The 12,412-nt window shown below is 67.8% G+C and carries 11 protein-coding genes; 10 read left to right on the top strand and 1 reads right to left on the bottom strand.

The window, feature by feature from the left end:
• Positions 1–125 precede the first annotated feature (125 nt).
• From RHOSA_RS0104335 to RHOSA_RS0104320, 4 genes are all read left to right on the top strand, one after another.
• Positions 126–1,016 (top strand): LysR family transcriptional regulator, encoded by an 891-nt coding sequence (locus tag RHOSA_RS0104335; RefSeq protein ID WP_027287719.1) that lies wholly within the window; start codon positions 126–128, stop codon positions 1,014–1,016.
• 991 nt (positions 1,017–2,007) lie between these two features.
• Positions 2,008–2,478 (top strand): hypothetical protein, encoded by a 471-nt coding sequence (locus RHOSA_RS0104330; RefSeq protein WP_156092538.1) that lies wholly within the window; start codon positions 2,008–2,010, stop codon positions 2,476–2,478.
• Between the two features lie 110 nt (positions 2,479–2,588).
• Positions 2,589–3,521 (top strand): 2-dehydropantoate 2-reductase, encoded by a 933-nt coding sequence (locus RHOSA_RS0104325; RefSeq protein ID WP_027287717.1) that lies wholly within the window; start codon positions 2,589–2,591, stop codon positions 3,519–3,521.
• Positions 3,522–3,654: 133 nt separating this feature from the next.
• Entirely contained in the window at positions 3,655–4,128 is a 474-nt protein-coding gene (locus RHOSA_RS0104320; RefSeq protein ID WP_027287716.1) for a Dps family protein, read from the top strand.
• 187 nt (positions 4,129–4,315) lie between these two features.
• Here the strand turns inward: RHOSA_RS0104320 and mutY are convergent, their stop codons facing one another.
• Positions 4,316–5,392, bottom strand: a complete 1,077-nt coding sequence (mutY, locus tag RHOSA_RS20380; protein ID WP_037255697.1) for an A/G-specific adenine glycosylase — start codon at positions 5,390–5,392, stop codon at positions 4,316–4,318.
• 98 nt (positions 5,393–5,490) lie between these two features.
• On the opposite strand from mutY, the gene RHOSA_RS0104305 reads away from it, so the two are divergent.
• From RHOSA_RS0104305 to RHOSA_RS0104280, 6 genes are all read left to right on the top strand, one after another.
• Entirely contained in the window at positions 5,491–6,069 is a 579-nt protein-coding gene (locus tag RHOSA_RS0104305; protein WP_051431786.1) for a DUF721 domain-containing protein, read from the top strand.
• 140 nt (positions 6,070–6,209) lie between these two features.
• Positions 6,210–6,932 (top strand): DsbA family protein, encoded by a 723-nt coding sequence (locus tag RHOSA_RS0104300; protein ID WP_051431785.1) that lies wholly within the window; start codon positions 6,210–6,212, stop codon positions 6,930–6,932.
• A gap of 63 nt (positions 6,933–6,995) precedes the next feature.
• A complete protein-coding gene (gene smc / locus RHOSA_RS0104295; protein WP_027287712.1) occupies positions 6,996–10,460 on the top strand; it encodes a chromosome segregation protein SMC in 3,465 nt (1,154 codons plus the stop codon).
• Between the two features lie 227 nt (positions 10,461–10,687).
• The gene (locus RHOSA_RS20375) at positions 10,688–11,071 is read left to right on the top strand and encodes an AtpZ/AtpI family protein (RefSeq protein WP_051431784.1); all 384 of its coding nucleotides are present in this window, start codon (positions 10,688–10,690) and stop codon (positions 11,069–11,071) included.
• A 116-nt stretch (positions 11,072–11,187) separates the two neighbouring features.
• Positions 11,188–11,907 (top strand): F0F1 ATP synthase subunit A, encoded by a 720-nt coding sequence (locus RHOSA_RS0104285; protein WP_200372091.1) that lies wholly within the window; start codon positions 11,188–11,190, stop codon positions 11,905–11,907.
• Positions 11,908–12,051: 144 nt separating this feature from the next.
• Positions 12,052–12,279, top strand: a complete 228-nt coding sequence (locus tag RHOSA_RS0104280; RefSeq protein ID WP_027287710.1) for a F0F1 ATP synthase subunit C — start codon at positions 12,052–12,054, stop codon at positions 12,277–12,279.
• Positions 12,280–12,412: the final 133 nt, after the last annotated feature.

Genomic DNA, 12,412 nt, shown 5'->3' with positions numbered 1-12,412 from the left:
GGCAAATGCCAGCCGTCATTCTGGACAACAACAGGGAAGTAGGCGCTGGGACAGATGAGCTACCAGTCATGAACCAAATCCTGGGCACCAGCAGCAAGGGCCCTGTCGGGCCTAGTCCGTCGATCATGGACTGGGACAAGCTGCGCGTCTTTCACGCCGTAGCCGAGGCGGGCAGCTTCACCCACGCGGGCGATCTCCTGAACCTGAGCCAATCGGCGGTCAGCCGGCAGATCTCGGCGCTTGAGGAGTCGCTGCGCGTCCCGCTGTTCCACCGACACGCACGCGGTCTGATCCTGACCGAACAGGGCGAGTTGCTGTACCGCACCGCGCACGAGGTGTTCGGCAAGCTCGCCATGACCGAAGCGCAGCTGACCGAGAGCAAGGACCGCCCGAAAGGTCCGCTGCGGATCACCACCACGGTTGCGCTCGGGTCGACCTGGCTGGCGCCGCGCATGGGCGATTTCGTCGAGGTCTACCCGGAGATCGAGACGCACATGCTGCTGGAGGACCGGGAACTCGACCTGTCGATGCGCGAGGCCGACGTGGCGATCCGCCTGTCGCCGCCACGCCAGGGCGACCTGATCCAGCGTCACCTGTTCACCGTGCACATGCACGTCTACGCCTCGCCGGGCTATATCAAGCGCTTCGGCATGCCCCACGACGCGGCAGACATCGACAACCACCGGGTGGTAGTCTACGGCGACGACCTGCGCCCGCCCGTGCCGGATGTGAACTGGCTGCTGCGCACGGGCCAGAACAGCGGCAAGCTGCGCCGGCCGGTGATGACGGTGAACAACGTCTACGCGATCATGCGCGCGGTGCGGAACGGTGTCGGGCTCGGCGCCCTGCCGGAGTTCATGGTCCAGGGCGCCAACGACCTTGTGCGCGTGCTACCGGAACTCGAAGGGCCGCAGATCGACGCCTACTTCGTCTATCCAGAAGAGATGCGCTCCAGTAAGCGCATCCAGGTGTTCCGGGACTTCCTGCTGCGCCAGGTGGCGGAGTCGCGTTTCTAGCGCGCAATCACTGAGGACGATCCACCTTCAACCTGAGCCGCGCGCCCCACGTCGCTGTTCACGCAAGATCGGGCACAACGAGCCAAGCGTGCCCGATCTTGCCCCTGGCAGGCGGTCGAACCGATTCGTCTATCCCACCGGAAAATACCCGTGGCGTAAACGATACGCCCCATTTCGGGGCCTATGGCATGCCAGCCCAGACCTTCTGGAGTTGGCCCCATCAAGAAAGCCAAAGCTCACAAATGCAGTCGTCGTCGCACCCAATAGGTGTGACATATTTGTGTATGTGCGAACCCTGTGGGGGCGCACAGCGTTGGTTCTTGAAGCCGTAACTGCTTGCCGGTTCAAAAGCTATGCGGAAGCGGCATAGCACCCGTGTCGCCTCACCACTTCTCTCAGGGATAGGAGTGAATAGATTACGGGTAACGGATGCTGCAACGCGGCATCGTTGGTTTTCCGGCGTTTTCGCCGGTGTTTTCCGGGCACGTTGCCCGGAAGAGGGCCTACGGGTCCTACGTCTCCCAGACGTGAAGCCTCCCTGTTCGACTTGCCCCGGAACCTATCGGTTCCGGGGCATTTTTTTGTTCAGCCCACGAGCGGGCGCCCTGCCCTGATCCCCCTTAAGCGGTACACGGTGAAAACCTGCCTTCTCGCCAAGGCGGGCATGTTAAGCTTTTGTGAAGCTCCGGTTGCAAGCCTATACCAGTCATCGCTTGCAGACGACGCCGGTTGATCGCCCTGCCGTGGGCGAGCGGCTGGATGACGTGCCTGGGGAGGGGGAACCTTGGCCCGCAGCGCCGATGTGCGCTGCGCGGTCATCGATCACGTTCTGCCCGCGTGCAGGGCCCGGTTTGGGAGACCGCCGATGCTGTACCGCTGCCCCCCGCAATTCCGGATGCACCACCCCCGTCCGCCGCGCGCCGCTGTGCGCGCGACACCCGATGTTCGCGGACTTCTCCTTGCGGGCATCATCGCACTCGCGATCGCGTTCATGGCCGCGACGGCCACGGCAGAGCCGTTTCAGTCCGCCGCCGTCCAGACGTCGTCTCAATCAGCGGCCCCCGCGGCAAGCGCCCAGCCGGATCGCGATCTCGAAACGGTTAGTTATGGCTGCGGCTGGGCGCAGAAGCGTCTGGCCGATCCGGCCTGGCGGCCGTTTTTGAGTCGGGTCACGCGCACCTGCGCGGCGATCGCGGATACCCCCGCCCCGCACGAAACCACCCAGCAGGCCTACCGGGAGCGGGCCTTCCTCGCCGCGCTCGATCGCGCTGCGCGGGGCCTTGATGCGCTATACCTGGAAATGTGGCGGGTGCGTTTGGCGGACGAGACGCAGGCCGTCGGCACGGTCGCGCTGAACGATACCGGCGTCTTCCTGGCGCTACAGCACGAACGGGTGTTCCGCCTGGCCGACCGGATTCTGCTGCACTACGACGCCGACAGCCGAATCGCCTGGCTGCGCTAGGCGCAAGCATCTATTTCCATCGCGCATTCTGGACGCGCCCGGCGGGCGCACCGTAGCCTCTCCGACCGATTATCGCTGATACGCTCGGGGTGGAAGGGAGCGCGACGGAAATGCATATCCTGATGTTTGGGGCCGGCGGGGTCGGCGGCTATTACGGGGCCCGCCTGGTCGAGGCCGGCTATGCGGTGAGCTTCGTTGCCCGCGGACGCCATGCCGCCGCGATGACCACGCACGGCCTGCAGGTCCGCTCCCAACGCGGTGATATCACCGTGGACCGGCCGAACGTCGTCGACGATCCTGCCAAGTTAGGCACGCCCCCCGACGTCGCCTTCGTATGCGTCAAGCTGATGCAAACGGAAGAAGCGGCCCGCCAACTGGCCCCACTGGCGACCGCCGGCACGGCCGTGTGTTCGCTGCAGAACGGTGTCGACCGGGACGAGGTGCTGGCGCGCCACTGCGGGTCCGCCGCGCTGTTGGACGGCACCACCCAGATCGGCGCGGCGATCGCCGAACCGGGCGTGATCCAGCACACCGGCACGATGGCCAACCTGAGCTACGGCGAGCCGCAAGGGCATGACAGCGCCCGCCTGCAGGCGCTCGACGCGGTCCTGCAGGACACCGCCGCGCGTACCGGCGGGTTCGAAGCACGCCAGAGCCCCGACATCCGCCTGGATATCTGGCGCAAGTTCAGCTTCCTCGCCCCGTTCGCCAGCCTGACCGCCCGCCACCGCAGCCCGATCGGCCCGCTGCGCGAGGCTTCCAAAACGCGCGCGGAGCTGGAATCGCTGATCGCGGAGACGGTCGCGGTGGGCCGCGCCGCAGGGGCCGCCCTGCCGGACGGTCGGGAAGCGGAGGTGATGAAGTTCATCGACGGCCTCCCGGCGGAGATGAAGAGTTCCATGCTGCACGATCTGGAGGCGGGTAAGCCGCTGGAGCTCGACTGGCTCACCGGCGCGGTGCTGCGCCTGGGTCAGCGCCACGGGGTCGCAACCCCCGCAAACCAAGTGATCTACGACCATATGGAATCCTACAGAAATGGATGACGGGCACAGGGGAAGCGCTCGCTCTTGCGCACACGGTCCGGGCGCCCCATATACAGATTAGAACGGTTCTAAACAGAATGGCGTCGTCCTTCAGGCCGGCGCCGCAACACACCCAAGCTGGAGAGAGAAGGACATGGATAAGATCAATTCCGGGATCTCCGCCGAGGATCGCAAGCGCCTTGCCGAGGGCCTGTCGCGCGCCCTCGCCGACAGCTACACGCTGTACCTGAAGACCCAGAACTACCACTGGAACGTCGAGGGACCGCACTTCAAGGCGCTGCACGACCTGTTCGAGGAGCAATACACCGACCTCGCCACCGCGGTGGACGATATCGCCGAGCGCATCCGCGCCCTGGGCCACCGGGCACCCGGCAGCTACTCCGAGTTCCAGGAGATCGGCGCGGTCAAGGAGGACACCGAGCAACCCGACGCGATGACGATGGTCCGCCGCCTCGCCGAGGACCAGGAGACGGTCGCCAACACCTTCAGGCAGGTGCTCAAGACCGCCGGCGAGGCCTCCGACGTCGCCACCGATGACCTGCTGTCCGCGCGCGTGCGTACGCACGAGAAGAACGCCTGGATGCTGCGCGCGCACCTGGGCAAGTAACACTGCCCGACAGACCCAAGTAGCGCTGTCCGGTCCCTTTTCCGCCGGGACCACAGCCGAAAAGCCCTCGCCCACTGCCCCGGGCGGGGGCTTTTAATGTGCGACAAGAAGACGGCAACGCCTTAGCGACGGCACGAAGCGCGCGGCCCCTTCGCCCTCAAGGGAGAGGGATTTGGCGAAAGCCGTGTTACTCCGCCGCCTTCTTCACCGCATGATCGGCGATCTTCCGCATCACGGTGGGCAGGCCGGCATCGGACAGGCGCTCGAACGGCCACCATTCGCCGGTCTCGGCACGGGTATGCGCGGGCACCTCGGCCGCCCAGACGGTGATGGTGAAATGGAAATGGGTGAAGGTGTGACGCACCACGCCCGGCAACTCGGTCCAACTGGCCGATATGGGCGCCTGGGCAAACGCGGCCCCCTCCGCCCAGGGGGCTTCCGTCCAGTCGGTCGAAGGCACCTCCAACATGCCGCCCAGCAGGCCCTTGTCCGGGCGGCGACGCAACAGCACGCAGCCATCCGCACGCACCGTCCAAAAGGCGACCGCCTGACGCGTCGGCTTCGCCTTCTTTGCCGCCTTGACTGGCAAGTCGACCGCGATCCCCCGCGCACTGGCGGTGCAGACATCCGACAGCGGGCAGAGCATGCAGCGGGGCTTGCGCGGCTGGCAGATGCCAGCACCCAGGTCCATCATCGCCTGCGCGAAATCGCCCGGACGTTGCTGCGGCACGATCGCGCCCATGCGCGCGCGCAGCGTCTCCTTCGCCCCGGGCAGCGGGTCCTCGACCGCGAACAGGCGCGCGACCACCCGCTCGATGTTGCCGTCGAGCGGCGCGCTCGGCCGATCGAACGCGATCGCGGCGATCGCGGCGGCGGTATAGGGCCCGATCCCCGGCAACTTGCGCAGACCTGCTTCCGTATCGGGAAACACACCACCGAGTTCTCGGCTGACGACTTGCGCGCAGGCGTGCAGGTTGCGCGCCCGGGCGTAGTAACCCAGCCCCGCCCAGGCCGCGAGCACGTCCTCCCGCGGGGCGGCGGCAAGTTCGTGGACGCTTGGCCAGCGGCTCAAGAAATCGTGGAAATACGGCTGCACCGTCTGCACGGTGGTCTGCTGCAGCATCACCTCCGACAGCCAGACGTGATACGGATCCGCCCGCTGGCCCGGCGGGGCACGCCACGGCAGCCGGCGGGCGTGCCGGTCGTACCAGGCCAACAGACGCTCGGCGATCGTGTCGGATGCAACGCTTGCGGGCTCGCTCATACCTCCCCCTATACTGGTCCCGCACCGACCTAGGCCAGGGTCAGACGCTGGCCAGAGGAAAGCGGGAATCGCAGCAGCCCCCAGTCGCGGAAGCAGCCATGGCGCAAAACAACGGTGGCAAGCCCGCACGCGGGCGGATCTCCCAGGCGGGCACGTCCGCCGCCGGGCAGCAGCCGGGCGACGGGCGCCGGCGGTCGATGAGTGCGCTCGGCGCAAACGTCGAGCGGGTCACCCGAAGCGTGCTGGGCAAGCGCGCGCTCGCGGAGGCGAGCCTGATCGCCGAATGGCCGTCGGTCGTGGGCGCGGAGTTTGCACGCACCTGCCAGCCGCGCCGGCTGGTCTTCCCGGACCGCAAGGCCCGGCGGGAAGCGACGCTGGTGCTCCGCGTCAAACCGGGCGAAGCGACGCGCCTGGCGCACCTGGAGCCGATCCTGGTCGACCGGGTAAACGGCTTTTTCGGTTACCAGGCGGTCAAACGGCTGAAGCTGGAGCAGGGTCATCTGGTCGATCGCACGCCCCCAACCCGCCCGCGCGCGCAACCGACCCTGAGCGAGTCCGAGTCGCAAGCCGCCCGCGCGCGGATTTCGGGCATCGAGGACGACCGCCTGCGCGCGGCTCTCACCCGCCTGTCCGAGCGGCTCTCCGGCGAGGGTTCCAACGGCGACTTAAACGGATAGGCGTTCTATCCACACAGCCGCAGGGCTGGACAGCCCGCCACACGACTGCCCATATCGCGCCTCAACACGGTGTCCGCGCGGCGTTTCCTTGCGCTGAGGCGGCCTATGCCGCTAAACTCACAAGATATGGTAGGTATGCGATGAAACTACGGAATATCCTGATCGCCTGTGCCGCCTCCGTCGCGATCGCGGGCGCCGGCCTGACGGCCTATCTCGCCACCGGCGGCGAAAGCGAAGCCGTGGCCGCCGAGCTCGCAGCCTCGGGCACGGCAATCGCCGCGGCCCAAGGGCAGACCGCCCCCGGCGACGTCCAGACCGCGCAGACCGACGTCACCCAGGTGGGCGACGATGAGCACATCCTGGGCGATCCGGATGCACCTGTAACGATCATCGAATACAGCTCCCTGACCTGCCCGCACTGCGCCAACTTCCACGAAGAGACGCTGCCGAAGCTGAAGCAGGAGTGGATCGAGCCCGGCAAGGCGAAGCTGGTGCTCCGGCATTACCCACTGGACCGGCTGGCGCTGGCCGGCGCGCTGGTCGCTAACTGTTTCGAGGGCGACCGCTTCTTCGCCGTGGTGGACCTGATGTTCGCTCAACAGCAGCAGTGGGCCCGCGCGGACAACCCGGGGCAGGCGCTGCAGCGCCTGGTCAGCCAGGCCGGCATGGACAGCGAGACGTTCAACCAGTGCATCAGCGACCAAGAGGAAGCGAAGAAGATCCTGGACCGCCAGCAGGTCGGGCGGGAACAGGCCGGCATACAGTCCACCCCCACCTTCCTGATCGACGGCACCAAGCTCGAAGGCGCCCAGCCCTACGCCGAGTTTGAACAGGCGCTCGAGGCCGCGGGGGACGGCGCGTGATTCGACGCGTCGGATCCAGCCGCCTGGCAGACGCCGCCGCAACGGCAGAGGCGTGAGCCGGTCATGCAGTTCAACCGCCTGCGTCTGAAGGGGTTCAAGTCGTTCGTCGACCCAACGGAACTGGTGGTCGAGCGCGGCATGACCGGCATCGTCGGCCCGAACGGCTGCGGCAAGTCCAACCTCGTCGAGGCGCTGCGCTGGGTGATGGGGGAAACCTCCGCCAAGCGCATGCGCGGCGGCGAGATGGACGACGTCATCTTCGCCGGCTCGCAGCGCCGGCCGGCCCACAACATCGCCGAGGTCGCGGTCCACCTGGACAACGCCGACCGCACCGCGCCTGCGCAGTTCAACGACCTGGACGAGCTCGACATCGTCCGCCGGATCGAACGGGAGAAGGGCTCGACCTACCGCGTCAACGGCAAAGAGACGCGGGCGCGCGACGTCCAACTGCTGTTCGCCGACCAGGCAACCGGCGCCGGCTCGACCGCGCTGGTCAGTCAGGGGCGGATCGGCGCGATCATCAACGCCAAGCCGAGCGACCGCCGCTCCCTACTCGAAGAGGCGGCCGGGATCAGCGGCCTGCACTCTCGCCGGCACGAGGCGGAACTGCGCCTGAAGGCGGCGGAAAGCAACCTGGAACGGCTGGACGACGTCATCCAGACGCTGGAGCAGCAACAGCAGCAGCTGCAAAAGCAGGTCCGCCAGGCCAAGCGCTACCGCAACCTGTCCGAACGCATCCGCCGGACCGAGGCGCTGCTGCTGCACCTCGACCATCTGCGGGCGAAGGACGCCCTCGCCAGCGCAAAGGAGCGCCTGCACCAGGCTGAGAACAAGGTCGCCGAACTGACCGAGGCCGCCTCCCAGCGGGCGACCGAGCAGGCAGAGGCGCAGAACGCCTTGCCCGACCTGCGTCAGGCGGAAGCCGAGGCGTCGGCCGAGCTGCAGCGCCTAAGCCTTGCCAAGCAGCAGCTGGAACAAGAAGAGCGGCAGGTCGAACAGACCCGCAAGCAAGCCCAAGCCCGCCTCGACCAGACCGATGCCGACAAGCGCCGGGCCGAGGACCAGGCACGCGACGCCGACAATGCCGTCGCACGCTTGGAGCAGGAACGCACCGAACTGCGCCAGGCGAGCGCGGGCGAACAGGAGGCCCGCGACGCCGCCGAACGCGAACGCCAACAGGCGCAGGAAACCGCGCAGCAGCGCGACTCCGAGCTGTCCGAACTGAACCAGCAGGTGGCCGCCGACGAGGCGCAGGCCCGCAACCTGGACAAGCGGGTCGACGAGCTGGCCCGCCGGCTGGACAAGTTGAAGCGCCAGCGCACCGAAACGCAGCAGCAGATCGACAAGCTCACGGCCGAGGACAGCGGCGACGGCCACGAAGCCGAGCGCGCGCGCCAACGCGTCGAACAGGCGGAACAGGCGCTGACCGACGCGCAGGCCGAAGCGGAAACCGCCGACCAGACACTGTCGACCGCGCGCGAGCGCGAGCGCGAGGCCCGCGAGGCGCTGCAGACGGCCGACGCCGCCCGGAACAAGTTGCAGGCGGAGATCGACGCGCTGGCCGGCGTGGTCGAACGCGGCGACACCGACAGCTGGACCCCGGTGATCGACTCGATCCGGGCGCGCAAGGGCTACGAGGCCGCTCTGGGCGCGGCCCTGGGCGACGATCTGGATGCTCCCGAGGACGGCGATGCGCCCGTGCACTGGCTGGAACTGCCGCCGCTCGACGACGCGCCCGCCCTGCCCGCCGGCGTCACCGCCCTGTCGGACGTGGTGCGTGCCCCGCACAGCCTGGGGCGGCGGCTGTCGCAGGTCGGCGTGGTCGCCGACCGGACCGAGGGGGCACGGCTGCAGCCCAAGCTTGCGCCCGGCCAACGGCTGGTCAGTTCGGAGGGGGACCTGTGGCGCTGGGACGGTTTCGTCGCCGGTGCCGAAGCGCCAACCGCCGCCGCCCAGCGGCTGGAGCAGCAGAACCGCTTGAGCGAGCTGCGCGGCGAAATGCCGGACAAGCAGCACGCGCTCGACCAGGCGCAGGAAGCCTACGACGCCGCCAAGCAGGCCGCGCAGCAAGCAGCCGAACACGAGAAGGCCGCGCGTCAGGCGGTCGGCGAGGCGCAACGCGAGCTGGACACCGCGCGCAAGGAACAGGCGCGCCTGGAAAAGGCGGCAGCGGCGACCGAAAGCCGCCTCGCCTCCCTGCGCGAAAGCGCGGAACGGCAGGATACCGAGATCAGCGAGGTCGAGGAGCAACTAACCCAGGCACGCCAGGAGAAGGCCGAACTGCCCGACGTTCAGCACGCCCGGCAGAAGGTCAACGAACTGCGCGCCACCCTGGCGGAGGCGCGCAGCGAGCTGTCGCAGAAGCAAAGCGCGGTCGAGCGGCTGGACCGGGAGGCCGACCAGCGCGCCCGGCGGCTGGAGGCGATCGACCGCGAGGTCGCGAGCTGGCAGGAGCGCGCCCAAGCCGGCCGCCAGCATCTGGAGGACCTGGAGGCCCGCCGCACCGAGGCGACCCAGGAACTGGAACAGCTCGCCGCCAAGCCGGAGGAACTGCGGGCAAAGCGCGAGGCCCTGTCCGACAGCATCGAGGCGGCCGAACAGAAGCGTCAGGCAGCCGCCGACGCGCTGGCCCAGGGCGAACGCCGGCAGTCCGAAGCCGACCGTGCGCTCAAAGACGCCGAGAAGCAGTTGGGCGAGGCCCGCGAGCAGCGCGTGCGCGCGGAAAGCCAGGTTGAGCAGGCGCAGGCCAACTACGACCAGATCGTCGAGCGGATCGAGCAGCGCCTGCACCTGCACCCGGACCGTGCGCTGGAAGCCGCGGAGATGGACCCAAGCGCCGAGCTGCCCGAGCGCGACGAGGTGGAAAGCCAGCTACAACGCCTGACCCGGGAGCGCGACAACATCGGCCCGGTGAACCTGCGTGCCGAGCAGGAAGAGCAGGAGTTGCAGGAACGCATCGACGGCATGCAGTCGGAGCGCGAGGACCTGACCAACGCGATCGCCCGACTGCGCAGTGGCATCGCCAGCCTGAACAAGGAGGGCCGGGAGCGGCTGCTGGCCGCCTTCGAGCAGGTCAACGGCCACTTCACCGATCTGTTCACCCGTCTGTTCGGAGGCGGCCAGGCGCAACTGTCCCTGACCCAGACGGAGGACCCGCTGGAGGCCGGGCTGGAGATCTACGCTTCCCCGCCAGGCAAGAAGCTGCAGGTGATGTCGCTCCTGTCCGGCGGCGAGCAGGCGTTGACCGCACTCGCCCTGCTGTTTGCGGTCTTTCTGGTGAACCCGGCGCCGATCTGCGTGCTCGACGAGGTCGACGCGCCGCTGGACGATGCCAACGTCGACCGTTTCTGCACCCTGGTCGAGGAACTGGCGAAAAGCGGCAAGACCCGCTTCCTGGTGATCACTCACCACCGCATGACGATGGCGCGCATGGACCGCCTGTTCGGTGTCACCATGAGCGAACGCGGCGTCTCCCAACTGGTTTCCGTCGACCTGCAGGCCGCCGAGGAACTGCGCGAAAGCGCATAGCCCACAGTCCGGTCCGCGCGCCCGACCGCTCCCGCCAAAACCCGCATGAATCCAGGATTTCCACGGCCTTACACTGGCCCCGGCGGGCCTTGACAGGGGGTGGGGTGCCCCGTATTTTCGCCGCGCCTTGTGCGGCGCCGCACTTCTGCCGCGCGCCGGCCTCTTAATCAGACGGCGGTTCGAGACAAGACGGCGGACGCGCACACGTCCTTTGGGGGGACTTTGCGATGCCGGACCCGGACGAACCGTCTCCGCTGAAGGGGCTGGGCGAGCGGATCGCAGCGCGGCGTGCGGAACACGCGCGCCAGCAAGGACAGAAATCCTCGCTCGCCTCGACGAGCGGTCTGGGACTGGGATTGCGCATCGCCACCGAGCTGGTCTCGGCCCTGGCGGTGGGCGTGGGGATCGGCCTGATCCTCGACACTTGGCTGAACACGGCGCCCTGGTTGTTGATCACCTTCTTCATCCTGGGCGCGGGCGCGGGGATGACGAACCTGATCCGCACGGCCAAGGAAGCCGATGCGGCGCAGGCACGCGAACGCGCCGAGGCGGCCGCGCAATCACAAAGCGCGCGCCGCGAGACGGACACGCGCGCGGACCGTGACGGGTAATCCCCGCCGACGCGTTCGCGCACGAACACCACCCGCCCGGGGCACGGCGGCAACGAGAGAGAGGGGTAGTCGTGGCGGAGCAAGCGCACGGCGTTGGGGCCAGCGGCGGCTTCAACCTGCACCCGATGGAGCAGTTCGAGCTGTCGCCGATCGTCCCGATCCACATCGGCGATCTGAACCTGTCGTTCACCAACTCCTCGCTGTGGATGGTCATTGCGGTCGGGATCATCTCGGCCCTGATGATGCTGCCCACCCGCGGGCGTGCGCTCGTACCGGGTCGCTGGCAGGCCGCGGCGGAGATGCTGTACGAGACGGTCGCCAACATGCTCCGCGACAGCGCGGGCAAGGAAGGCCGGCAGTACTTCCCGTTCGTGTTCTGCCTGTTCAGCTTCCTGCTGATCGGTAACCTGCAGGGCCTGATCCCCGGGTCCTTCACCTTCACCAGCCACATCGTCGTGACCTTCTCACTGGCCGCGGTGGTGTTCCTGGGCACCACCGTGATCGGCTTCGTGCGTCACGGCATCGGCTTCCTGAAGTTCTTCGCCCCGGAAGGCGCGCCGACCTGGTCGCTGCCGCTGCTGGTGCTGATCGAACTGATCTCCTACCTGTCGCGGCCGGTGTCGCTGGCGCTACGTCTGTTCGCGAACATGCTGGTGGGCCACGCGCTCTTGAAGACGCTGGCCGGCTTCGTGTTCGTGCTGGGTCTGGCCGGCGTAATCCCGCTGGCCGGGCTGGTCGCAATCACCGCGCTGGAGGTGCTGATCGCGATCCTCCAGGCGTACGTCTTCGCCATCCTGAGCTGCATCTACCTGAACGACGCCCTGCACATGCACTAGCCGGGCGCCCGCTCGACAGAGGATGCCTCTTCTCAGCGATCCGGCGAAACCCTTCGCCCCCGGCCGGCCCTCGAAGACCACCAAGGCACGATACGCCGTCCGGCCGGCTGACCTGACCAAGCAACCAAGCGTGAGGACGAAACAATGGAAACCGAAGCTGCAAAGTTGATCGGTGCCGGCCTGGCCGCGATCGGTGTCACCGGCGCGGGTATCGGCGTGGGCAACGTCTGGGCCAGCTACTACAACGCGATCGCCCGCAACCCCTCCGCCAAGAACGACATCGGCGCGAACATCTGGATCGGCTTCGCCGTGACGGAAGCGATCGCGCTGTACGCCCTGATCGTCGCGCTGATCGTGCTCTTCGCGTTCTAAAACCCTCGATGCACGTGTGACAGCCGTCGGACCACGGCTCCGGCGGATAGCCACACAGCACGATGGTCGGTCGTCACGCATGGACGTCCCAGGGGGCCGCGCCGGCACATTCAGCGCCCGCGGCCCCCTGCCG

Origin of the sequence: Rhodovibrio salinarum DSM 9154, from assembly GCF_000515255.1 — a bacterium.
Classification (GTDB): domain Bacteria; phylum Pseudomonadota; class Alphaproteobacteria; order Kiloniellales; family Rhodovibrionaceae; genus Rhodovibrio; species Rhodovibrio salinarum.
The sequence above is the reverse complement of the archived record's forward strand: the minus strand, read 5'-3'. Positions and strand labels throughout refer to the sequence as shown.